Below are 24,615 nucleotides of genomic sequence, written 5' to 3'. Positions count from 1 at the left end.
AAACGGTACGTGTAATTGTTTTGTTTGTTGCAGGCTTTGAATTAAAGGTTCGTTTTGCTAATACATAAGCGCAGCATTTGAGGCTTTTTTAAAAAACAAAGTGCCACCAGATTTATACTATCCATTAATCAGTACTTGGTAACTTAAACTGGTGCTTGTCAGGAAGTTAGTCTATAGCTTTTTAGCTTTGTCTCTGACTTAGCTAAACAGACCCTAACCTCACAAGGAAAGTACCGCATGCTCACACTTAAGCCTTTAGCATTTGCTGTGATGATTTCCGTTGCAGGAACAACCCTGGCGGCCAATCACAACGCAACGCAAACTCAAGATGGAAACAATAACGAGGTTACGCTCGATCAGAGCGGTGAAGGCAACACGGCTACACAGACACAAACGGGTAATGCGAACCGGTCATTTATTGTACAGAACGGTAATACTAACACGGCCGAAACTGTTCAAAAGGGCTTCGGTCATCAGGTAGACGTCAATCAGAGCGGCGACAATAATGCTGCGTCTGTTTATCAACAGCCGGTCTACGATACAAGCGAAGTCGAGCATTATGCCTCAGTAACTCAACTGGGGGACTCCAATAGCACGACCCTTAATCAACAAGGTAGTTATTACTCATCTCGTTCGACTGTGTATCAGGAAGGATCCAATAATGCTTCCGAGATCCAGCAAGGTACTATTTATGGTGCCAGTGATTTAAATGTTAGCATGGTAGGTAATCATAATAGATTAGCTGTCAACCAGGGCGATTATGTATCAGCCCAAACGAGCCAAACAGGTGAAAACAACCAAATAACACTTAATCAGAGTGGTGGCTCAGAGGAAATACGCAGCTCTATTAACCAATATGGTAATGAAAACGTTGCTGAAACATCCCAAAGTGCAGGTCGTTATGGGTTCAACAACCTTTCTTTATCCCAGAATGGTAATACTAATACCGCTTCGATTAATCAGGGCGGAGGCTTCGCCTCATTAAACTTCTCCCAACAAGGTGATGGGAATCAGGCAACGATTTATCAAGGTACGATAAACGGCGGCTTAAACGGCACCTCTAGTGGGAACAACAATACCGTAGAGATCAGCCAGGGAGGCTATGTGACAAGAATGGATCTCTGGCAGGAGGGCGATGGTAATATTGCCAAGCTTGATCAGGGCGCCGACAATAGTTACGCAGATGTAGATCAGATAGGCTCGTCCAACGAAATTACGCTTTCTCAGACTGCTTCTGAATCTACAAATATGGCTGGATCTTCTGCCACTGTTAAACAGGATGGCCTGGGAAATATCATTAATATTAGCCAGAATCAGAGCACTCCTGTTCCTGGCGATAGTGTTACCGTTACCCAGCGTGGGATCGGCAACATAGCCTCCATTCATCAACAGTAGCAATAAAGGTAGGCTTGGTTTTTAAAGCCAAGCCTACCTTCCATGAAGCGTCTTGGGGCGATTACTGTTGTAAGGTCGCCGCCGCGGTGGCCAGGCCTTTTTCATGCAACCGGCCATTGGATTCGATCATGCTCCTAACACTTGATAAGCAGCTCATTCTGTAAAGCAGAATACATGCAGGAGAAATTTACGCCTGCTGGGCAGATGTGCCAGCGTCAATGCTTGCCGGTTTGGGGTCTTAAGCAGGGTAAAAGAGAGGAAGATCGTTTTGACGCTGGCTTGAAGAACAAGGCTACCAGCCGACTTGACATGAGCTTTAGTGTAGCGGGAAGTGCATTGTCAGTTGGCATAAAAGCAATACAGGCCACAAGCAAAGGGAATGAAGATTTTTCCCTTAAATAAGACTGATACCAAATATATTTGTGAGTCTTTCTTCACTGTAGCAGCAAAGGCGCTTAGCGCTATGTATCGCTAACACGCCTCTGTAATGAGTTTAGATTTCCCAGACGAGATTCATCGATACATTACGGCCCGGCTGGCTCAACCGGTCGATGTTAGCTGGCGCCAGCATTCCGCCCTCCCCGGTTGTGTCATAACCCCGCACGTCATCCCATAACCAGTACTTCTTGTCCGTAAGGTTATAGAGCCCAGCGTTGACGGTGAGATCGCGCGTGACCTTGTAATTCGCCGTTAGGTCTAGCACACCAAACCCAGGTGTGCGGAATCGGGTATTACCATCGGCCGCATGGTAGCTCGTATCGTCCACGCGTTTCTTGCGTTGTACAAGCGTCCAGTCAAGACGGCCGCCATACTGACCAGCACTTTCGTCATACCCGAAGCTAAAGACGCCAGTCAGCGGGTTAACGCTATTGAGCGGCTGGCCTGTGTCCTCGCTGCGACCCCAGGCATAAGCGATGGCAGCCTCACCATAAACGCCTGCAGACAAGCCGAAGGTGTCCAGTTGCAGATGCCCTTTAGCTTCGGCTCCCTTGATGGTCGCTCGGCTGATGTTGCTGGATTGGAAGACAGTGTAACTGCCGCCCCCACCCAAGGCATCCTCCTCAATGAAGTCACGATACTTGTTATAAAACAACGCGACACTGAAGTTGCCCCGGTCAAAGTGCCCCCTGAACCCTACTTCGACGCCACGGCTGGTTTCCGGGTCGAGGTCGGCATTGCCTACCACCCGATAACCCGCGCTTTCATTGGTAAAGTTACCGTAGAGCGCTTTAGGCGTCGGCGTTCGAAAACCCTCGGCGTATTGGCCGAACGCGCTGTAGTTGTCATTGAAGCGATAGGTAATACCTAGCTTGGGCGAGACGTGGTGCCAGCTCTTTTCGCTGTCATCGAAAACCGTACCGTTAGCCAGCCCAGCCAGGTAAGCCGAATCGGCATCCGGTTCTAGTGTCGTATGGTCATAGCGCAGCGCCGGCAGGAAGGTCCAGGCGCCTATCTCTATCTGATCCTGGACGAATAACCCCCAGGTATCTACCGTAGGCGAAGGAAAATCGCTGGCATACAGATTGGCCACTCCGCGGTTAGAGGTTCCGGTACGCAAACCATCGACACTCTGGTGTTCGTAACTCAAGCCGTACGTGACCAGATGCTCGGTTTCACCCTGGGCAAAATGCTTGTCGAATTTGTTATCAAACGTCCAGGTACGTTCTTCGTAGGTGGTCTTGCGGTAATAGCTTGAGCTGCTGTTGGGCTGGTATGTGCGCTGGTCCGTCCCCCCGTTTTGATAACCCAGCAAGGTTGTCCAGCGGTCAGCCAACCCTGTCTCTAGATTCAGGGCATTTTCAAGGCTAAAGCGCTCCCGCTCTTCTACATCGACGACGTTACGCTCTAGATAGCTACGCGTAGGCACTTCAAAGATTCGGGTTGGGGAGCTTTTTATGTCACCATCCAGGCGCGAGTGGTAACGCTCATAGGTCACCTGCAGACGACTGTCATTGCCATAGTGGTAACCCAGCTTGGCCAGCACATTGTAGCTACTGTTATCCTCTGGATTGGCGGCGGTACGGCTGCTGCCCAGGCCATGATGGTCGCCATAGGATTCTGTCTCATGCCCACTGCGCTTGCCATAATGCACTAGCGCATCAAAGTCTCCTGCCCGCCCGGCCACCGTACCAGACGTCAGCCAGCTGCGAGCGGCCGAGCTGTAACCTGTCTTGAACCGAGCGCCATAATCCTTGCCGTCTCGAAACAGATCTTCTGGATCAAGCGTAAAGTAGCTGACGGCTCCACCAATCGCATCGCTTCCATACAGAGCAGATGCAGGACCGCGCAGGATTTCTACTCGCTTGATAAGGTCTGGGTCGACATAGTTTCGTCGGGTATTGGCATAGGGACCGAAGGCATAGGCGTTGGGAACTGTCACGCCATCAATCTGCGTCAGGACACGGTTGCCATCAATACCCCGGATATTAAACCCGCTGATACCCGCCGCATGGCCTGTTCCACCTACACTGATCCCCGGCTCATGCCGTACCAGGTCTTTAATGGTATTGATATTTTCCCGATCAATATCCACCTGCTCCTTAACCGAAACAGTATTCGGAACCGCCATGACAGGCTGTTCGGTAAAGGTTGCGGTAATAGTGGTCGCAGGAAGAGAACTTGCACTTTCAGCAGCGAGTGTCATTCCAGGAGTCAGGCACAGCAGAACAACCCACGGACGAAGTGGAAAGGGTGGACGTGTATTCATGAAAGGCTCAAGGTCATTAAATGCATTTGATAATCATTAACAATTAAAATCCATCTGTAAAGACACAGATGAGAACCAATATCATCTTTATTGTTAATGATTATCGTTTTAATATTCGCGCTAGATTCGCTGGCCTGTTGTCCAGCCCTGCCACCCTGCCCTGATCGTTAAGGAAAACACCCATGAGCCTTCCGACTTCTGAGCCAACCAGCACCAATAACGTGTTCGCCGCATGGCAACAGCTGCGTCTGGAAACGCCACATATACGAGCCCGCGAGGCGGCGCTCCAGTTACACGTCAGTGAGGCTGAACTCGTGGCCAGCCGGTTAGGTACAGATGTCATACGCCTGCGACCCGAGTGGAAAGTGCTGCTGAGTGAGCTGGGTAACCTAGGCCGCATCATGGCACTCACACGTAATGAGTATTGCGTGCATGAGCGCAAAGGTCCCTATCGCGAACTTGCCGTTTCGGGTAATAGCCGCATGGGGCTGGTCGTCTCGCCTGACATTGACCTGCGCCTGTTCCTGTCAGGTTGGGCATTCGCCTTTGCAGTGGATGAGGTAACCTCCCGAGGCCTACTGCGCAGTCTGCAGATCTTTGATGCCCAAGGGGTGGCCATCCATAAGGTCTACCTGACGGAGCACAGTAACATTAAGGCCTGGACGGCCCTGAAGACACGCTTCAAAAGCGACGATCAAGACAGTCACCTAGAGCTTGTACCCCTTAAAGAGCAGCCCCTGCCGTGTGCTGATGAAGCCGTGGATACCGAAGCGCTGCGCTCAGGTTGGGCAGAGCTGAGGGATACCCATCACTTCCATGCACTCCTGCAGCGCCTAGGTATTGCTCGCACGCAGGCGTTACGACTGGCAGGCACCCAGTGGGCAGAGCCCTTGAGCAGCAGCGCTCTGCCTCGAGTCATGGAGGCAGCAGCGGCACAACAACTGCCGATCATGGTCTTTGTGGGAAATCGCCATTGCATTCAGATTCACACGGGGGCTATTACAACCCTTAAATGGGTAGACACCTGGTTCAATGTGTTGGACAGTGACTTTAACCTGCACATACAGACGTCTGGCATTCATACGCTCTGGCGTGTGCGCAAACCCAGTGTAGATGGTGTCATCACCAGCCTTGAAGCCTATGACAACAATGGAGAACTGATCATGCAGCTGTTTGGCGCACGTAAACCTGGCCAACCTGAGCTCACGCAATGGACGGCTCTGGCGGAGTCTGCTCAGTGAAGATATTTCGTCTTGCCATCGGGATGCTGCTTTGGGCTACCGCCGTGGTTGTCTTGTCTGCCGACCAACCCCAGCGCTGGGTCAGTGCAGGCGGCTCGCTGACTGAATGGATCGTGGTGCTAGGCGGTGAATCCCGCCTGGTCGGTATTGATACCACAAGCCAACACCCCGAATCGCTTCAGGCTCTACCTAAAATCGGTTATCAGCGCCAGCTTAGTGCAGAAGGGGTACTCGCCTTGCGCCCGGATATGCTGGTTGGTAGCGAAGAAATGGGACCGCCTCCAGTACTCGATCAGCTGCGTAAGGCAGGTGTCCGAGTAGAAACGCTGTCGGCTGACGCGAACCTCGAAACACTGCATAGCACCTTGGATAAGTTGGGTGCATGGTTGGGTACGCCAGAAGACGCCCGACAGCAGTTCAACCAGTACAGCCAAACACTGCAGCAGCTGAAGGCCCGTCTCCACGCGGCACAGGCCCAACACCCGGCACCTGGCGTACTGCTGCTGATTGGCGGCACAGGAGACCGCCCACTGGTGGCAGGAGATGGCACGTTGGGCGATTGGCTGATAAAGCAGGCAGGAGGCACCAACCTCGCTACCCAAACAGGATACAAGGCACTTTCCAGTGAAATGTTAGCTGGACTCGATCCTGCCTATATCATCATTGCTGACCGCCGCCTGGAAGGAGCAGCGGCCACTCAGGCCTTACTTAAACAAAACCCCGCTTTGAGTCAAAGCCAAGCGGTGCGTAGCGGACATGTACTCCCCATTGATGCCACCGTACTGGTGGGCGGCCTGGGGCCACGTCTGCCAGCTGTAGCTGAGCATCTCGCCGCACAGTTCTATCCGCAGGATCTTGCAGAGCCGGTAGCCAAGAAACCATGAGTCGGCGTGTGTCACCTAAGCTGCTACTTACAAGCTTGATAAGTCTGACTCTGTTATGCGTATGGCTTTCACTGGCCCTGGGGCCGCTTCGCCTCCCGCTGGGCGAAACGCTGCGTGCCCTTGCTCACCTCTCAGGTCTGCCCGTCGCAGCAAACGACCAAGCCCTGTTGGTGGTCGGTCAGATCCGTCTGCCTCGTACGTTGATGGGCCTGATGGTTGGCGCGGTATTGGCACTGACAGGCGTTGCGATGCAAGGGCTCTTTCGCAATCCGTTGGCAGACCCGGGCTTGATTGGTGTGTCCAGTGGAGCAGCACTGGGCGCGGCGCTGGCTATTGTGGGGGCTGAATATTTCTTTGCCTTGCCGATTGGCTTACAGCCCTACCTGCTCTCCCTGTTTGCCTTCATGGGCGGCCTGATTATTACAGCCATGGTATACCGCCTGGGTTGTCGGGAGGGACAGGCGCATGTAGCCACCATGCTTTTGGCTGGTATTGCACTGACGGCCATGGCGGGTGCCGCCATAGGCCTGCTAACTTATCTGGCCGATGACACTACGCTTCGCCTGTTGACGTCATGGAACCTCGGCAGCCTGAACGGCGCCAGCTATGCACGCTTATGGCCATTACTGGGGATTGGCCTGGCCGTTGCGCTGTGGCTGCCCCGGCGTGCCGATGCCCTGAATACACTACTCCTTGGCGAATCCGAGGCGAGGCATTTGGGTATCGACGTAGAACGACTCAAAGGCGAGTTGATCCTGTGTACGGCGCTGGGCGTTGGCGCTGCCGTAGCGGCAGCGGGGCTGATCGGCTTTGTAGGGCTGGTTGTGCCACACCTGTTGCGCCTGCTCGTTGGCCCCGACCATCGCATGCTTCTGCCTTCTGCGCTTTTCGGCGGTGCCAGCCTGTTGCTGCTTGCGGATATCATTGCACGCCTGCTGCTCGCTCCTGCCGAACTGCCCATAGGTATCGTCACCGCGTTTATCGGTGCGCCCTTCTTTCTTTTCCTGCTGTTACGAAGGAGCGTGTGATGCTCAAGGCAGAGGGCTTAAGCGTTCATCATGCTACTGGCTGGCGCATTCGTGACATCAACCTTGAGCTGCGCAGCGGTGAAGTGCTGGGCGTCATTGGCCCCAATGGTGCCGGAAAAAGTACATTATTCGGCGCGTTATGCGGCGATATACATCCAACTTCAGGCAATACCTTTCTTGGAGCAAAGCCTTTAACTGCATGGCCACCTGCAATCCGAGCGCTTCATCTGGCGGTGCTGCCCCAGGCATCGACCTTGAGTTTTGCCTTTACGGTAAGGCAGGTTATACGGTTTGGTCGACTGCCCCACGCGACCGGCATTAAGGCAGATACACAAATCGTCGATACGGTGCTGGATCTGTGTGACCTAACCGAGCTTTCACAACGCAGTTATACAACCCTGTCAGGTGGAGAACGCCAGCGAACCCATCTCGCTCGCATATTGGCCCAACTTTGGCCCGCAACCTCTAACAAGGTATTGCTGTTGGATGAGCCTACCTCGGCACTCGACCCCCATCATCAGCACAGTGTCTTGAAGGTTGTCCGGCAGATGGCCGACCAAGGGCTGGCGGTGGCCGTGGTACTGCATGATATGAATTTGGCGGCCCGCTATTGTGACCGGCTGCTTATGCTAAAGCATGGTCAGGTAGAAGGGCTGGGTAGCCCGGCGGACGTGCTCCGCCCGGAGCGACTTAAGGCAGTGTTCGACCTGGACGTCCTGATCCAGGAGCATCCGGTTCACCGTCATCCACTGGTAATCTATCTATAAATCTGGGCAGGACCGGCATTAGAGATGCCGGTCCTGCCCGCGTACGATCAGATGCCGTCTTTTGCCAGATCCATGGCAAAGTAGGTAAAGATAAGGTCGGCCCCGGCGCGCTTGATCGAGCCCAGGCTTTCCCGTACCACGCGGTGTTCATCAATGGCGCCCGCTGCGGCGGCGAATTTGATCATGGCGTATTCACCGCTGACCTGATACGCACCCAATGGCAGCTGGGACGCCTCACGAATGTCCCGGATGATGTCCAGATACGCACCCGCGGGCTTTACCATGAGCGCATCCGCGCCTTCCTGCTCATCCATTAGAGACTCGCGGATGGCTTCACGGCGGTTCATCGGGTTCATCTGGTAGGCATTGCGATTACCCTTGAGTGCACTGCCGCCGGCCTCGCGGAACGGGCCATACATCGCTGAGGCAAACTTGGTGGAATAGGACATGATCGCTGTATTGATAAAGCCTGCTTCATCAAGCGCACTGCGAATCGCGTGTACCTGACCATCCATAGCAGCAGACGGTGCAATAAAGTCAGCACCGGCCTGAGCGGCAGCCACTGCCTGCTTACCCAGATTGATCAGCGTAGCGTCATTGTCGATATGGTCGTCATGAACGATACCGCAATGGCCGTGGGTCGTGTATTCACAAAAACAGGTGTCAGACATAACGATCATTTCTGGCACTGCATCCTTGCAGATACGCGTCATTCGGGACACCAGCCCATCTTCACGCCACGTATCGCTTCCATCATGGGACAGGTGGTGAGACACCCCAAAGGTCATGACCGACTTGATGCCGGCGCGGGCATAACGCTCTATTTCGCTGGCCAGTCTGGACTCGGGAATACGCATTACGCCAGGCATGGCCTTGATCGGAACGAAATCATCGATTTCTTCCTCCACGAAAATCGGCAATACCAAATCGTTGAGGCTTAACTCTGTTTCTTGAAAAACCGAGCGAAGCTGATCGGACCGACGAAGACGGCGGGGGCGAGAAATAGGGAATGAACTGGGCACTTGGAACCTCGCAATAAACAAAATCTGTAGCAGATTTGACTTCTGACGAGCGGAGGAATGGCCGTAGCCATTGGAAGATTCTGAAAGTCGAGCCGAAAAACTCAGCGGATCGTCGTTTCCTTAGCATACTACTGATAAGACCGCCGATGTGTGCTCTCCAGCGCGTCACTTTGCCACGTATCATTTTTACTACGATACATGACAACAAGACCGCACAGATAATTACAGGTAGAGGCCCTTCTATTGAACTCGCCGATCCAGGGCCTTTCAAAGAACGATAGCGAAACGCTTCTTTAAACAACAACCGAGCACTGGAGAACCTTCATGAATGTGGCAGAACTGACCAAGCATGTGAAGGCAGGAGAGGTTAAGGAAATCCATTTTATTTCCATGGAAGGCGGCTCTTTCGTCATACATGCGTTAATGGATAACAAGTCTCACCCTGTTGTGAATGATCACGGCGAAACGATGCACATCGCCTCGGTCGAAGAAGGTCGAAAAACCCTGGTCAATCTGAAAGGCGATGTTCAGCTTTTCCTGGTCCAGCCTGCGGTTTATGAAGAAATGGTAGGACAGGACAGTACACCGCAAGCCTCCAAGGAGCCTATTCCCCTGCACGGCAATTCGATGGGCGAACGAAATAACTAAGACTGCCGAGCCTGATGTGTTCAGGCTCTGTCGTTCCATGGCATGAGGGTATACCCGGCCAAATACTGCCTTATGCTATCAAGTCAGGAAGGTCGATTTATTTCTTAGATTTTGCAGGAAGGTAGTGCCCTGTGCGGCGTCAGAGAGGCCAGCATAACCATAGCCTTGAAGCTCTCTGGCAGCTTGCCATATCGGGTACCGACCTGCGCCGTTTCTTCAACCACTCGAATATTTGCCTGCTGACGTTATTCTGCCTGTAAGTTGCAGCATCTTTGACTTTGGTATGCGCTTCAGGTCACGCAGCGGAATAGGTCTGATCCAGTAGCAACCATAGTACCAACGTAGTTTTCTGCATCATATTCCTTATCCGCGAGCAGCCATCGACTGGGTTTGCGTACCGTCCTAGACCACTAGGGGGATGCAAGTCGTTGCGGGAAAAGGATAGCTACGCAAAATCTTACTGGTCTGCCCGGGTGATGACGAACAGCTCAGAGGGATACCTTTGGTATTAAGAATATGCGAATTTTACTAATTAACCCACCTCAGATGCAGTCCTTTAGGTCTGCTTCCCCCACTGCTGCAAGCGAATGGGTGGGATAAAGTCGATCAGAATTGGCCTGCTGGGTCTCTAGCTCGTAACGCCGTGCCATGCGGCGTCTGATTAGTTAGAGCCGCTGTCTTATATATTCGGATTTTTAATGCTGATTTTATTGATAGGAATTTTGCCGTGCATTGGCTCTTTAAAAGCAGCTTAAACCTTCTCTTATGTGTCTGATTTAATGACAAGACCATAATGACGGGGCAGATAAACCAGCCTTCTAGCTAGCGATTATAGGTCTAGAATAAACAACCGTAGCCATCATAATCATTCGATAGCAAATAACTTATTTCAACATATCAACAATGTATCTTTATAATTCGAAGATTATTATCAGGATTTAGCTGAAGCTCGATAGATAACTGTCCCTAATTAAACGCTCCTCTGATCTGCAATGTCACCCTACATAAATACTATCTTTTATATTTTGGGAGCCACTGCTCGAGTCTTTTTTAACGATTCCGGACATGATCTGCTTGAAAACCTTTAGCCCCCATAATCAGTTGATAGCTCACCAACTGCCCCTCATACAGCCCCCTGAACCCAGGGTCTTCACACGCGCTGAGGTGCACAAACAGATCGGGGCCTTCCTGTGGCTTAATAAAGCCAAAGCCTTTGGCTTCGCTGAACCACTTGATGATTCCTTGACGTCGAATAGACAAAACAACCTCCTAAAGGCGTATTAAAACTTTATAAAAATAAAGTATCCTGGAGCAGGCAGAGCAATAAACTCGATTTTAATCAAAATTAACTCTCCACCCATGTCATCTCAGAAAACAAGAGTGCTTGGACTGTACTCCATTCCTACGCAGTGAAGTGGTTATTGACTAATTATTAGACGGCTGGCCAATAATCTTTAATCACCAACAACCGCTAAATTATTTTAAATTTTAAAAACATGAACTATTACCAGATAAGCTACTCTGCTGTGGACAGCGTCTTTAAAATTCAGCCGAGCACGTTCTCACACCTTTAAAAACCCCCGGTCGCGTTTGCCATTTCTGACTCTGTCGAACTCTAACTGGAGATAGACGATGAAAATTGCGCAAATTGCACCACTATATGAAGCGGTACCACCAAAGCTTTATGGCGGTACTGAACGTGTCGTGGCTCATCTCACTGATGCGCTGGTCGATCTTGGCCATGAAGTCACACTTTTTGCTGCTGGGGGCTCACAGACATCGGCTGCGCAAACAATAGGCCGTGATCAGCCTTTACGGCTTGATCCCGCACCGCTCAAGTCAGATCTTGCCAGTCATTTGAACATGCTTTATGAGGTGCGGCAGCGGGCTGATGAGTTCGATCTGCTGCACTTTCATATCGACCTCTTGCATTTTCCTTTCTTTGAAAAGATCGCAGGTCGAACGCTAACCACATTGCATGGCCGTCTGGACCTCAAAGACCTTCCGGGTACTTACCTACACTGGAAGCAATTTCCATTGGTGTCTATTTCCCGACACCAGCGCACCCCGCTACCGTTTGCCAACTGGCAGGGCACAATCCACCATGGCCTGTCTCCTGTGGCCTATACCTTCAAAAAAGACGCAGGTAAGTATCTTGCCTTTCTAGGCCGCATCTCGCCGGAAAAGCGACCCGACCGCGCTATCGCCATCGCTATTGCAGCGGGTATTCCTCTCAAGATAGCCGCCAAAGTCGATAACGCCGACCGTGAGTATTTCGAGCGTGATATCCGCCCTTTGCTGTCCCACCCACTGATTGAGTTCATTGGCGAAATTGGGGACAGTGAAAAATCCGAATTCCTGGGTAATGCACATGCTCTGTTGTTTCCAATTGATTGGCCTGAGCCATTTGGACTGGTCATGATCGAAGCAATGGCATGTGGCACCCCCGTCATCGCATGGCGCTGCGGATCGGTATCGGAAGTGATTGATGAGGGCGTCACGGGATTTGTCGTTGACAGTGAAGCAGAGGCTATTGACGCAACCAGCCGCGTTATGGACCTTGACCGCCAAGCCATCAGAGACGTGTATGAAGTGCGTTTTTCGGCGGACGCCATGGCTAGACACTATGTCCATCTTTACCAGCAATTGCTAGGCGAAGATGACCCGCAACTTCCCCTTAGGAAGATCGCATGATGAACACATTATTGTCCTTTGAGGAAACTCCGGCCGTTAGCCAAAGCCCACCAGAGCCCAGCTTTCAGAAGCTGTTTGTACTCATGGAGGATGACACCTTTCTGGTGGTAGACGCGTTTGGCGACCTTAATGGCCATGACGATGGCCTGTTTCACCATGACACTCGTATCTTGTCGTGCTACCACCTATTTCTCGCCAACCAAAGACCCTCGCTGCTCTCGGCGACGGTCAGTCAGGATAATGTTTACGCTATATCCCACCTGACCAACCACCCGCTTCCTCTGTTGGGAGACACGTTCACCCCTCAGGGAGCACTCCATATAGAGCGCAAAAAATTGCTCTGGGGGAGCCGGATGTTCGAGCGCATCAGGTTCTTTAATTACAGTGATCAAGCCGTGACCGTACCTCTTGGCCTTCACTTCTCAGGTGATTTTCGCGATATGTTTGAAGTGCGCGGGCAGCAACGGCCCATGCGTGGTACTCAGGATGCGCCTGATATTAACGAATGGAGTGCCACACTCCGCTATTACGGCCTGGACAAGCAACAACGCTGCATGGCGTTAAGCTTTTCTGAAGCCCCCCTTAGTCTGGACGGCTCACAGGCTACGTTCGAGTTTGAAGTGGGCGCACATGCTCCCTATGAACTGTATATCGAAGTAGGAATGCAGCCGATTCAGGCATCACGGGTCCGCTTCCGCCGGTCAGCGGCAAAGGCTCGCTGGGCGATGCGCAAGAAGCAGCGTAGCGGCGCACATATCAAGGCATCAGGACGACTGTTCCAAGGCTGGCTGGACAAATCACGCGCCGATCTGGCACTGCTGACATCAGAGCTTCCTACCGGCCCCTATCCCTATGCCGGAGTACCCTGGTACTCAACGCCATTTGGACGAGATGCCATCATCACGGCGTACCAGCTTCTCTGGCTGAACCCTCAATTAGCACGAGGGGTACTTGCTTATCTGGCATTACACCAAGCCAAAGAGGTTTCAACGTTTCGTGATGCCGAGCCGGGCAAAATCATGCACGAGACACGTAAGGGAGAAATGTCATCGCTCAATGAGCTTCCCTTTAGCCGTTACTACGGTGGTGTAGACACCACCCCGTTATTCGTGTTGCTTGCAGGCGCTTATGCAAAGCGTACCGGCGACATGGCCTTTATCGAGGAGTTATGGCCTGCTCTGGAACGGGCAGCCCAGTGGATTGAAGGCAATGCTTCGAAAAATCCGGACGGCTTTCTCAGCTATGCCCGGGGGGAGGAAAGCGGCTTGGCTAATCAGGGCTGGAAAGACAGTCATGATTCTATCTTCCATGCCGATGGCTCTTCTCCAGAAGGACCAATTGCCTTGGTTGAAGTACAAGGTTATGCCTACCGCGCTTACCTGAGCATGGCCGAGCTTGCCGAAACCCGAGAGGACCGCCAGGCTGCCCAACATTGGCAACAGCGTGCTGAAGCCTTGCAAGAGGCCGTAGAGCGATGCTTTTGGCTAGAAGACAAACACTTTTACGCCCTGGCTCTGGATGGCAATGGCAAACCCTGTGCGGTCAATGCCTCCAATGTCGGACACCTGTTATTTACAGGCCTTCCTGCGCCCAAGCGCGGAAAGCTGGCTGCACAGCAACTTTTGGAGCGCTCATTCGACAGTGGATGGGGGATACGGACAGTCGTGGCCGGATCAGCACGCTTTAACCCAATGTCCTATCACAACGGCTCAATCTGGCCACATGATGTAGCCCTGTGTGCAGCGGGGATTGCGCGTTACGGCGAGCATACTGGGTCCGTGCATCTACTGGCAGGCATCTTTGAGGCTGCTGCCCATTTTGGTATGCGACTGCCAGAGCTGTTCTGCGGCTTCGACCGAGCGCCCAGCGAAGCACCTACCGCATACCCTGTTGCCTGCCTGCCTCAGGCATGGGCGGCCGGTTCGGTTTTTATGCTGCTCCAGGCTTGCCTGGGTATAAACATTGATGCTCAACAGTGCCTTATTACTATTACAGCCCCGCAGATGCCTACAGGTATCGATCGCCTGGAAGTCAGGCACATCACCTTTGGCGAGCATTGCATAGACATCACCTTCCAGCGCATAGGCAGCCGGGTAACGGCTTACGTAGAACGTCAGGAAGGACCGCATCCTGTAAAGGTTGACTTACGCCTCTAGGCCTTCTCATCTGGATTTATTGACCTACGCCTTTTATTTGCAGCGAGGCATTAGACAATATCCCAACGATTCGTATAGATGAGAAACCTGATGTTTCCCGGTGCCTGATACACAGGCGCTGTGGCATGTGATCAAGCCGCCTTATGTTCAACCGCACAGGCCCTCACACAACCGCTTGCGAAAGCTCTCGTATAGGCCATGTAGCTCCCCGATAAACGCATCTGACTCATCATCTTTATAGCGATGCGTTCTGGCGGCCTTTACTGCTGCTTCGTGCAGTGTTCGTGTAAAGGCTAGATAGCGTCTCGGAAGGCTCTGTATCGCCTACTTTGTCTGCTGACTGCTCAGGCCGCTCTGCAGGTACGCTAGCTTCTCTATGCTCATCTCTACCCCTTAATTTTAAAAATTCATGTATTAAGAGAAATAGCGACTTTAACCATGGCACTTCGCTAGAAGGCAGCTCCTACGGGACCCTTACAGAAAGACACAGTGGCCTAGGTAAGGCATATATGTCTTTGAGAATATGAAGTGATGCTCCAACTAATGGCTCACACTCAAGCACACTGGAGCGTCACTCATATCCGATGTTACTCAAGCGTAATTAGTAGGAAATAACCCTCTTTCCACTAGCTCGATCAAAATGTGAACGACCTTGATATGCAGCTCCTGTACCCGGTCGGCATATTTCCCACCTGGCGCGCAGATTTCTACATCGGCCAGCTTTCCTAATGGCGACTCCCGCCGCCCCGTCAGTGCAATCAATGTTACGCCGTTAGCCTTGGCATACTCTGCCGCGGCCACCACATTGGCGCTTGTTCCGCTGGTACTAAACGCTAAAAGACAGTCTCCAGCATGTGCATGGGCCTCCAGGTAACGAGCAAAAACCTGGTTGTAGCCCATGTCATTCGCAACACAGCTTAAATGGCTAGGATCACTAATCGATACGGCAGGCAGACCTTTCCGATCATCACGGTAGCGGCCTGATAACTCTTCAGCAAAATGCATGGCATCACACATGGAGCCACCGTTGCCGCAACTGAAGACGCGCCCGCCTTTATTAAACGTCTCAACCAGAAGGCCCCCAGCACGTGCTATGGCCGAAACCGCAAGCTCATCCTTCATGAACGCATCCAGCGCCGAGCGGGACTCGGTAAGGCTTGCGATAACATGCGTCTCCATTATTACCTCTCTTTTGCTTGTAGCTTAAATTTTTAATGCCTGTCCGAGCACATGAGTCCTGCGATGATGGGCTACGTTGAAATCAATACGTTATCTTGCCCCGCCAGATCAATTAACCCGTCAGGACAAGGCATTCATCTTTTCAACCAAAGAGGGCAATTCACTCATGTCGCAGAAAACTGAGGAAGCCCCCGCATCCAATAACCGTTGGCGGTGGCCCGCGTCACAATGCGCACCTCCAGTAAAACCAAGCACATGCATGCCAGCACGTACCGCAGAGGTTACCCCTGCAACGCTATCTTCCAGGACCAAACATTTCTTTGGGCTAGTCTTCATCCATCCGGCGGCAAACAGGAAAACATCGGGTTCCGGCTTTCCACGTGCGACTAATGTTGCGCTGACGACGTTAGGCATAAAACGCTCATATAAGCCAACCGTCTCTAGACCCAGCCGTAGCTTTTCAGGAAAACTGCTCGAAGCGACACAGATTGGAAGATCAATCTGGTCAAGGGCCTCCATCAGACGAGGCATGATCTTGAGCTCTGTTGCATACGACTCAACTGTTCGAGCATTAACGCTTTCACGGTATCCCTCAGGAATAGGCTGGCCCCACTCCTGCTCAATCTCAGCGCGCATTTCATGATCAGGCCGACCGGCGAAGCGTTGAATGACCTGCTCCGTTGTAATGGAATAGCCAAGTTTGGTCAGCTCCTCTGCCGCAATACGGCATACCAATATCTCGCTATCGATCAGTACTCCGTCACAATCAAAAATCAACGCCTCAAATTTCATTCCGTAGGGTCTCCTCATCAAAATTGGATGAGGCTCCAAGAGCCTCGATATAAGATTGGACTTCAGCTAGCTCGCTTTATCCTGCTCAACAGGGTGCGAATCGATATAAGTGCCCGAGGCTTGCAGGCGAAACAGATTAAACAGCCCTTGTGATGCTGACTTGGCAGGCAGCCCCTTTTGCTCTTGATAGGCCTGCAAGGGTTCTTCAATTCGGTGTAAAAAACGGTCAATGAATTTCTGAACCGTTGATACCTCATCAGGACATGGCGCACGGAAACGCGCCAGAATCCGGCTGATCGTGTCGGAGTTTGCCTCGAAGCGTCCAAGAATCGACTGGGCAGCACCGTCTAGATAGGCTGTAACGTCAACATCTCGGACAAAGTCGGCGTACTTGGGTTTGGAGCGCAGCAGAGCCTCCACCCCATCACGCATTTCATTAACGACCTCAGAGGCATAGAGATGATGATTTTCCGTCTCCTGAATAAACTCATTAAGTTTAACTTCTGGTCGGCCACCCGTTTCTTGAAAAGCAGTAAGTGCAATGAGCCAATGCGAGCCATTTAATAGCGAGTTTTTGATTTCTTTTTCGATATCCAAATGGCGGCTGAACTGTATCTTGCTACCTTCAAGGATCTGGGGTAACTGTTCTGTATGTGGGCATAATTCAAGCTTTAACGAGCCGTACTCCTCAGCACGTACGACGAGGGTAGGTTCGTCATCAATCATGGCCTCCTCCAGCTCGACACAGACCCGATCTACCAAGGCAGGTACACAGCGTACACATTGCCGGGTTTCGTTCGAGATACTGTCTTGCAGTATTTCATGAGTCATAACTTCGCAAGCGCTTACCGTGTTCTCACAGGCAATGAGATAAATATTTCCTATTGAGCTTTCTTCGGCCGCTTTCGCCTGACAGATAAAGTTAAGCGCCTTGATAACGGGAGCATAATTTTCTGCCGTCAACACCGATGCTGTGACAATTACACCTTTTGATTTGGCTTGGGAGCGTTCCAGAATATCTCGAAGGGGTTGCTCAACATCACTGTCTTCATAGGTAAAAAATCCATCGTACTGCACCCGTTCTCTCGGTTTAACTTCCCCTTCGGGCGTTGCGATAACGTATTCCTTTCGAGGATGCGTAAGCAGCAGCTCATTACGACGTTCAGGATTTACAGCCGTAGAACCTGTCGCGCTCCCGCCAGAAACAGCACGGTTAAAAAGATAAAGCTCAGATCCTGGCGCCTGAAAAAAAGGAGCCACTAACCCTAACCCGAGTCGCCCCGTACCGAAATGAATATGCAGCATGATTATTCTGTACTCCGCCTATGCATGAAGATCGTATCTCAACCCTCCATGTCTGATAGCAGCGCTCCAAAAACTATAAATCACCAAAATAATAATTAATTATTTAACAATTCAAATATTTATTTAAACTGGAAGGTCATACTTTAAAAATTAATCATTACTTAAATAGCAGTCTTGTAGAGACAGAAAAAATAATAAACCCATTATTCATCGCACAGCACCTCCCCAAACCCAACAGCCTCGAACTATGGATTGACTTGATGTTTAATCCAGAAAACAATCAATCAAAGTATTTATTAAAATCTACTAAGAGAAATTAAAGCTACGATTAAATTTTTATAAAAATACGTTGATAACTCCCCGCCTCATACCATACTGATATTAAAACTTCACAGTAGTTTCAAAGTGTAGACGAACGGGTCATCCTAGGGGCAGTCGCCCCAATGCGAGTCTAAAGTTTATCGTTTCGTATGTATAACTTAATCCTTTTCCAAATTAACCACTGCTTAGGTTTAATCTATAAAACCTATACAGCATGAAGTAATTGTACACGTTAAGTATAGGTTATCCTAAACTCCCATGGTTTCGGTTGAACATTTTATAAATTAAAATTCAGGGCAGTTATCGAAAGCACATCTAGAAAAATACACAATCTACCTTTCTGGAAAATATCTTAAAACAGCGAAGCACTCTCAAGACGGTAAATTATTTTTTTAGATATACCTGCCGAGCGGTCATCGCTTTAAGAAACCTCTTCATCTTATTCCCCTCCATATCTAAAGACTGGTTACAGAGTGAAGCTCACCGCGTAGATAACTCAATAATTGACTACACATAGAGCTGCCATTTACACACATATTGGCTTAGTACTCTGTTTCCCCAGACATTAAATCATTGCGTGAGAAATGATTTAAGTAACCTATCTCTTATATAGCAGAGACTGTAGACATGACCGTAAGCGAACTTATCAAAGAACTTGAAAAATTGAACCCTGATCTTTTCATCATAGCCACTTGCGAAGATGAGGAGATTCTTGAGCCTGAGCAAGCCGCTCGTGTATTAGGCCCTGTCTCCGTATCCAGTGAGTTTGTTGAGATTTATAGAGACAACAAAGGGCGGACTCGTATAACGCCCCAAACTATTGGTGAAGCGCAAGAAGTGGCCTTTCTTAAAATGACAATAAATGTCTGATACCTGCTCCTCTGTCATAGCGTTGCCCTGGCTTTTACGCTAAAGGTATAAAGAAAGTAGCATCACCCTTCTATACCTTTATCGATATTGGATAAATCACATTTGTCGAAAGCTAATGATCCTTAACCTTTGTCTGCATTATGCTTTCGCAGGCACAGCGGAGAACCTGCCGCGCCTGCTATTGCCTTATTATTTTGGATATCCTGCTCGCTTCATTTCCCGGTTTGCCACGTTTTGAGCTGCCTGTAAGGCCTGCTGAGCAGACATCTGGCCGGTTAATGCTCCAGAGAATAAGGTTCCTACTTGAGTACCAAGCGACTGAAATTCAGGGATCAAGACATATTGGATGCCCCGATATGGAACGGGCTTTAACGTTGGGTGGGCTGGATCAGCTTGTTCCATCATTGCCAGCGTTACCTTGGCAAAGGGTGCCGCCTTTAGATAAGCCTCGTTATATGTTGATTTGCGTGTTCCTGGGGGTACTTTGGCCACACCGTCTTTTTCAGCCACCAACTGAATATACTGCTTTGAACTGGCCCAGGTTATGAAATCCAATGCAGCCTGTTTATGCTGGGAGCTGGCTGGAATGGCAAGGGACCACGCCCATAGCCATGAAGACCCTTTAGTAGTGACTTGTTTTGGCGAGGCTGCAAAGCCAACACTGTTCACAACACTACTTTGAGTACTATCCGTTACGCTTGAACCGGCCACGCTGGCGTCAACCCAAATAGCACATTTTCCTGTACTGAAAAGGGCGAGATTTTCATTGAAGCCGTTACTGGAAACACCGGGCGGACCATATTTCTTCATGGTATCGACGTAAAAGTTTATCGCCTTGGTCCACTCAGGTCCGGTAAATTCGGGTTGCCATCCCTCGTTAAACCAGCGGGCCCCAAACGAGTTGGCCATCGTAGTAATAATGCCCATGTTTTCGCCCCAACCCGCCTTGCCACGCAGGCAGATACCATACTGGCCCTTATCAGGCTGATGCAGTTTAGCGGCCAGTTGGGCAAGTTCTTCCCAAGTAGGGTGCTCTGGCATCTGCAATCCTGCCTGTTCGACTAAGTCCTTTCGGTAATAGGTAATAGAGCTTTCAGCGTAAAACGGTAAGGCATAAAGCGTTTGATTGACCGATAGCCCTTCACGAACCGATGGAAACAGGTCCTGTACGTCGTAATCTGCAGGAAGGTTTTCAATGGGTGTCAGCCATCCACGTGCTCCCCAGAGTGAAGCTTCATACGCGCCAATACTGACGACATCAAATTGGGCACCCTGTGTCGCTATATCAGTGGTTAGCCGCTGGCGCAGTGTATTTTCCTCCAGCAGAACCCACTCAAGTTTAATATCCGAATGTTGTTCTTCGAAGACTTTCGACAGTTGCTGCATGCGCACTAGGTCGTGGTTGTTAACCGCTGCGATTGTTAGCGTTTCGGCATGGGCTGCCGCCGTGCCGTATAAACAGGACATAACGATCAGCGCTTTGCGAAATATCTTCATTGTTTGCTCCGCCCCATGCTTTTACATAGGTTCATTGTTATTACTAAAGGAGTCACACCTGCAGGATTGATTGTTTTCAGTGGTTAAGGGATATACCTGCGAAGCACAATGAACTATAGCGCTTGGCGTCATTCTTGCTTTTTTCGACTGGGTAAGGAGAAAGAAGTTACGGCATAACGCAATGCCGGCTGTCTGGTCTGCTCTGTTTGGAGAGCTGTTTCTGATTGATCGGCGTAGATACTGGTGATATTTGAGGCATAGGTAGGTTAGTCATCCACTGGACGTGAACGGTTATTAAGTTTCCCTACGTCAGATCAAATACCCGGCAAGGACATCACCTTGCAGAGGGCTGCCGAAAACGCCTTGGGTGACCGGAGAGGCGCCATCGTAGCGCTGGACCCACGCGAAGTCCCTACCCGGGTCTTCGACCCTAGCCTCTTCGTCAAAGGGATCAGCCTCAAGGACTATGCCCAGCTCCGGGACTCGATCGACCGGCCGCTTTATAGCCGGTGCTACGTGGGTTTTATGCGCCGGGTCAATCATCAAACCAGAGGTCGCTATCGCGAGGCTGCATACAAGTGTGATCACACAGGCCACGCGTATCTTTGCTTCTGGTTACTACAAGCTGGCCAACGACGCTCACAAATACCGTAACTGGAACCGCAACGGTAATAGCTGGGTGGATCTGGACGCCGCCATCATGCGCTCCAATGCGTTTGCGCCAGCGGAAGATCCCAGGGTTATGATCGGGAACGGTGAAGCGAGGGGGCGTGTGGCAGGGTCTGTTGTCCGAGAGGTTATGGACGCCTGGCTTCTCAATAGAGACGGCCATCTGAAGGGGCAATACGCATATAGCGCCAGCCCCCCCCTTTGGATATTCATGGCTAAACGTTACATGCCAGAACCAGTCAGCCAGCCCAGGCATTGCTTCACTCTGTATGGAAAACCGGCAGAACGTGCTCTGCGATCTCTTCCATCGCATCGGCTACAGGACGTTGGTTACGCCTGAACTGCAGGCCGATATGCTGCACGCCAGCCGCTTTCATGGCCTCAAGCTCGTTGATCAGCGCCCTATGTCCGGCCGCAATCCCGAAGCGATGGCGCACCAACGGAGCACTCGGGTCTGCCAGCAAATCCAGGTGGATAAAGCTGATATATGGCTTCTCACCTGCTACGCTGCGCCAGAGGGCACTGCGCTGAACATGCTCGGCCGGCGTGCCGGGATACGCCAGCAAGCCATCCATGTGTTCACCAATCCAGTCCGGCCGTTGCTGGGCCATACCCGCTACCAGTAGCGGTAATGGTTCAATCGGACGGGGCAGCAACTTTACGCCAGCAGGAAGCTTGGCTGCGCCCCAATCGCGGAACATCTCGATCTGTGACCGAAACGCATGGCTGCGGCTGTCATAGCCTTTGCCAAACACCGGGTACTCTACAGGCCTGTCTCCACTGGCAACCCCCAAGAGCAAACGCCCCCGGCTCAGCTGATTAATTGTAGCTGCAGACTTCATCGTCAGAATCGGCTCGCGCAGCGGCAGCACGATGGCTGCCGTGCCAAGCAGGATACGCTCTGTAATGCCTGCAAGATAACCAAGATAGCTGAACGCCTCGAATACCTGGGCAGCATCACCGAAATCCGGATCGTATAACGGCACATCACGTATCCATAGTGCGCGATACCCTAGCCGATCAGCCAGTGTTGCCAGCTCGGCCTGTTTATCCAGATCAGGCTCGCCGGGTAAGCGACCGGCTTCGCGCCGGGCCAGCCCACCCGCCATTGTCCAGTCGTTATCCAAAGGCAACTCAATACCAATGCTGAAGCCTTCAGCAGTCAATGCCTTTAGTGCGGATGACATAAATGGCTCCTATCGATGATTTGGCGTGAATGTAATGTGTGAGGGTATTCGCTGATCCAGACGGCCGCTTAGCGCTGTTAGTCCCAGTGCAAACAGAACCATTAACGCACCAATCCAGGCCGTATGAATCAGCCCACCTGCCCGCCAATATGCCCGCCTAGCCAAGCATCTCGGGTGAGTTGGGCCAGCCGCGTCACCGCTTTTTGGGCAATTTGACCGCTGAGCTGGGGGCCGCGGGCACAAATACCTGCATGACGCCAGAAAGGTTCCACCCAAAAACAATAGCGCTGCAAGCATGAACGGGAGCAAGGCTCGCTATGCCTTGACCAAACAGGTCAGAGAAGCGGATGCGATTTCTCTGGCTGACTCAGGATATCGATTATCGGATCAACGGTGTACCTGTAGCAGGCACAAACTGCCGAGGGGGTGCTAACGTCGTTATAAGCCGGGATTTTATCAGGGTACTTAATCTTGGCTTCGGTATGCGGGAAGCGCTTCGATAGATCAAGCTGCTTGAATCTCATCTCTGCGGTAGTAGCTATCTAACATGACCGATAAATACAGGACAGCGGTAGATGCGGCTGCCATTTTTTCCGAAACTGATCCTGACGGGACCATTACCTACGTCAACGATCAGTTCTGCGCCGTTTCGGGTTATACCAAAGAAGAGCTGTTAGGCTCCAATCATCGTATTCTGAATTCAGGCCAGCACCCCCAAGAGTTCTACGACAGTATCTGGTCAACCATCACAAAAGGAGACATCTGGAAAGGCGAGATTTGCAATCGCCGCAAGGATGGCTCTCTCTATTGGGTGAATAGCACAATTGTGCCGATCACTGATGACGCTACACAAAAAATCGTCAAGTATATTTCCATACGCTTCGATGTAACCGAGCACCAAGAGCTGCTCCAAGCTCTGCAGTGGCGGGCCTCTCATGATGTATTGACCGGCTTGCCCAACCGGGCACTGTTGCATGAACGTCTGGGCATGGCCATCTCAGCAGCCCGTCGTCACCATCGGCTGTTGGCGCTGGGTATGCTCGACCTTGATGGGTTCAAAGCCATTAACGACACCTATGGGCACGCCATTGGGGACCGCCTGTTAGTAGAGGTCGCTAACCGGTTGAAGGAAACGCTTCGCGAAGAAGACACGCTAGCGCGAATGGGAGGGGACGAGTTTGTCCTGATCCTTAATGATATCCAGTTACAAACACTTCCTATCAGTCTGCGTCGGCTACTCGAAACGCTTTCTCATCCCTATGAGGTCGACGGCCAGATGTTGGAGATTGCAGGTAGCATCGGCGTCACCATCTACCCCAACGATAATGAAGACCCGGATATGCTGCTTCGCCATGCCGACCAGGCCATGTATCAGGCTAAGCAAAGCGGGCGAAACCGCTTCCAGATTTTCGACGTGCCTACCAACAATGAGGCCCTGGCAGCGTCCCTTATACTGGCACGTCTGGAACAGGCCTTGATGAGGCAGGAGCTGCGCCTGTATTACCAGCCCAAGGTCAACCTGCAGACCAGTGAAATTATTGGCTTTGAGGCCTTGCTACGGTGGCAGAGTCCTTATGAAGGACTGGTCCCTCCCCTTCAGTTTCTGCCATTTGTCGAACGCAATGACCTGATTGTAGAAATTGGAGAATGGGTCATCGATCAAGCCTTGCGCCAGATCAAACACTGGCGTTTGCTGGGCCATAAGTGGTCGGTCAGCGTGAATATTGCCGCTCGGCATTTTCAAAAGCCTAATTTTGTCGAGCGTCTGCGTATGCTTCTGGACCGCTACCCGGAGGTGCCGCCCAATCTGCTGGATATTGAAATCGTCGAATCTACTGCCATCGAAAACATGGAGCATGTCAGCCATTGCCTGATAGCCTGTCAGGACATGGGGGTAACCTTTTCACTGGATGACTTTGGGACGGGTTACTCCTCCCTGAGCTACCTTAAGCGCTTGCCGGCACAAACCATCAAGATCGATCAGTCGTTCGTGCGCGATATCCTGACCGACAAGGAAGACCTGGCACTCTCCGAAGCCATTATTGGCCTGTCCAAAGCGTTCGATCGCGAAGTATTGGCTGAGGGTGTCGAGACGCGCTCCCAAGGTAAAAGGCTGCTCGAATTAGGGTGCCAGCTAGCCCAGGGATATGGCATCGCCCGGCCTATGCCTGCTGATCAAGTCATTAAATGGGTCGAGCATTATTCTCGTGTGCCCTCTTGGGGAGGCGAGGATGACTAAGCGGCAAATGCGGT

Annotated in this window: 19 protein-coding genes and 1 pseudogene; 12 read left to right on the top strand and 8 right to left on the bottom strand. The window is 51.3% G+C overall.

Going from position 1 to position 24,615, the window contains the following annotated elements:
* The first annotated feature begins 237 nt into the window (after nt 1-237).
* Both IEX86_RS16310 and IEX86_RS16305 read left to right on the top strand, forming a co-directional pair.
* Complete coding sequence (locus IEX86_RS16310) at nt 238-1,395, top strand: hypothetical protein (RefSeq protein WP_188867194.1); 1,158 nt, start codon at nt 238-240, stop codon at nt 1,393-1,395.
* 174 nt (nt 1,396-1,569) lie between these two features.
* Complete coding sequence (locus IEX86_RS16305; protein WP_188867193.1) at nt 1,570-1,797, top strand: hypothetical protein; 228 nt, start codon at nt 1,570-1,572, stop codon at nt 1,795-1,797.
* A gap of 91 nt (nt 1,798-1,888) precedes the next feature.
* Here the strand turns inward: IEX86_RS16305 and IEX86_RS16300 are convergent, their stop codons facing one another.
* The gene (locus IEX86_RS16300; protein ID WP_188867192.1) at nt 1,889-4,102 is read right to left on the bottom strand and encodes a TonB-dependent hemoglobin/transferrin/lactoferrin family receptor; all 2,214 of its coding nucleotides are present in this window, start codon (nt 4,100-4,102) and stop codon (nt 1,889-1,891) included.
* A 182-nt stretch (nt 4,103-4,284) separates the two neighbouring features.
* On the opposite strand from IEX86_RS16300, the gene IEX86_RS16295 reads away from it, so the two are divergent.
* From IEX86_RS16295 to IEX86_RS16280, 4 genes are read left to right on the top strand one after another with little or no spacing between them, the layout of a single operon-like run.
* Nucleotides 4,285-5,343 carry a hemin-degrading factor gene (locus IEX86_RS16295; protein ID WP_188867191.1) on the top strand — a complete coding sequence of 353 codons (1,059 nt, stop codon included), beginning with the start codon at nt 4,285-4,287 and terminating at the stop codon, nt 5,341-5,343.
* Between the two features lie 23 nt (nt 5,344-5,366).
* Nucleotides 5,367-6,227, top strand: coding sequence for a heme/hemin ABC transporter substrate-binding protein (locus tag IEX86_RS16290; RefSeq protein WP_229685390.1), 861 nt, complete (start codon nt 5,367-5,369; stop codon nt 6,225-6,227).
* Between the two features lie 50 nt (nt 6,228-6,277).
* Nucleotides 6,278-7,255, top strand: coding sequence for a FecCD family ABC transporter permease (locus IEX86_RS16285; RefSeq protein ID WP_188867287.1), 978 nt, complete (start codon nt 6,278-6,280; stop codon nt 7,253-7,255).
* Nucleotides 7,255-8,022, top strand: coding sequence for a heme ABC transporter ATP-binding protein (locus IEX86_RS16280; protein ID WP_188867189.1), 768 nt, complete (start codon nt 7,255-7,257; stop codon nt 8,020-8,022). Before IEX86_RS16285 ends, IEX86_RS16280 begins: the two co-directional genes overlap by 1 nt.
* Nucleotides 8,023-8,069: 47 nt before the next feature.
* On the opposite strand, the gene hemB is transcribed toward IEX86_RS16280, so the two are convergent.
* Nucleotides 8,070-9,044, bottom strand: a complete 975-nt coding sequence (hemB, locus tag IEX86_RS16275; protein ID WP_188867188.1) for a porphobilinogen synthase — start codon at nt 9,042-9,044, stop codon at nt 8,070-8,072.
* Nucleotides 9,045-9,368: 324 nt separating this feature from the next.
* Between hemB and IEX86_RS16270 the strand changes: the two genes are divergently transcribed.
* Entirely contained in the window at nt 9,369-9,692 is a 324-nt protein-coding gene (locus tag IEX86_RS16270) for a DUF6482 family protein (protein WP_188867187.1), read from the top strand.
* A gap of 1,050 nt (nt 9,693-10,742) precedes the next feature.
* Here IEX86_RS16270 and IEX86_RS16265 read toward each other — a convergent pair.
* Complete coding sequence (locus tag IEX86_RS16265) at nt 10,743-10,952, bottom strand: cold-shock protein (protein WP_188867186.1); 210 nt, start codon at nt 10,950-10,952, stop codon at nt 10,743-10,745.
* A 372-nt stretch (nt 10,953-11,324) separates the two neighbouring features.
* Here IEX86_RS16265 and IEX86_RS16260 point away from each other — a divergent pair, with 372 nt between their 5' ends.
* Both IEX86_RS16260 and IEX86_RS16255 read left to right on the top strand, forming a co-directional pair.
* Nucleotides 11,325-12,386: a glycosyltransferase family 4 protein gene (locus IEX86_RS16260; RefSeq protein WP_188867185.1), complete on the top strand. Its 1,062-nt coding sequence runs from the start codon at nt 11,325-11,327 to the stop codon at nt 12,384-12,386.
* The gene (locus IEX86_RS16255; protein WP_229685379.1) at nt 12,383-14,542 is read left to right on the top strand and encodes an amylo-alpha-1,6-glucosidase; all 2,160 of its coding nucleotides are present in this window, start codon (nt 12,383-12,385) and stop codon (nt 14,540-14,542) included. Before IEX86_RS16260 ends, IEX86_RS16255 begins: the two co-directional genes overlap by 4 nt.
* Before the next feature lie 591 nt (nt 14,543-15,133).
* Here the strand turns inward: IEX86_RS16255 and IEX86_RS16250 are convergent.
* From IEX86_RS16250 to IEX86_RS16240, 3 genes are all read right to left on the bottom strand, one after another.
* Complete coding sequence (locus IEX86_RS16250) at nt 15,134-15,721, bottom strand: SIS domain-containing protein (RefSeq protein WP_188867184.1); 588 nt, start codon at nt 15,719-15,721, stop codon at nt 15,134-15,136.
* 120 nt (nt 15,722-15,841) lie between these two features.
* Nucleotides 15,842-16,513, bottom strand: a complete 672-nt coding sequence (locus IEX86_RS16245) for an HAD family hydrolase (protein ID WP_188867183.1) — start codon at nt 16,511-16,513, stop codon at nt 15,842-15,844.
* 66 nt (nt 16,514-16,579) lie between these two features.
* Nucleotides 16,580-17,818, bottom strand: coding sequence for a hypothetical protein (locus tag IEX86_RS16240; RefSeq protein WP_188867182.1), 1,239 nt, complete (start codon nt 17,816-17,818; stop codon nt 16,580-16,582).
* Between the two features lie 948 nt (nt 17,819-18,766).
* Between IEX86_RS16240 and IEX86_RS16235 the strand changes: the two genes are divergently transcribed.
* A complete protein-coding gene (locus tag IEX86_RS16235; RefSeq protein ID WP_188867181.1) occupies nt 18,767-19,009 on the top strand; it encodes a hypothetical protein in 243 nt (80 codons plus the stop codon).
* A gap of 189 nt (nt 19,010-19,198) precedes the next feature.
* On the opposite strand, the gene IEX86_RS16230 is transcribed toward IEX86_RS16235, so the two are convergent.
* Nucleotides 19,199-20,506, bottom strand: coding sequence for an ABC transporter substrate-binding protein (locus IEX86_RS16230; RefSeq protein WP_188867180.1), 1,308 nt, complete (start codon nt 20,504-20,506; stop codon nt 19,199-19,201).
* A 309-nt stretch (nt 20,507-20,815) separates the two neighbouring features.
* On the opposite strand from IEX86_RS16230, the pseudogene IEX86_RS25770 reads away from it, so the two are divergent.
* A pseudogene (locus IEX86_RS25770) lies at nt 20,816-21,218 on the top strand (penicillin-binding protein 2); the annotation flags it as partial.
* A gap of 217 nt (nt 21,219-21,435) precedes the next feature.
* Here IEX86_RS25770 and IEX86_RS16215 read toward each other — a convergent pair.
* Complete coding sequence (locus IEX86_RS16215) at nt 21,436-22,362, bottom strand: TIGR03571 family LLM class oxidoreductase (protein WP_188867177.1); 927 nt, start codon at nt 22,360-22,362, stop codon at nt 21,436-21,438.
* A gap of 547 nt (nt 22,363-22,909) precedes the next feature.
* On the opposite strand from IEX86_RS16215, the gene IEX86_RS16210 reads away from it, so the two are divergent.
* A complete protein-coding gene (locus IEX86_RS16210) occupies nt 22,910-24,601 on the top strand; it encodes a putative bifunctional diguanylate cyclase/phosphodiesterase (RefSeq protein ID WP_188867176.1) in 1,692 nt (563 codons plus the stop codon).
* Nucleotides 24,602-24,615 lie beyond the last annotated feature (14 nt).

Origin of the sequence: Pseudomonas asuensis, from assembly GCF_014646755.1 — a bacterium.
In the GTDB taxonomy this organism is placed as follows: domain Bacteria; phylum Pseudomonadota; class Gammaproteobacteria; order Pseudomonadales; family Pseudomonadaceae; genus Chryseomonas; species Chryseomonas asuensis.
This window is presented reverse-complemented; position numbering and strand designations above follow the sequence as displayed.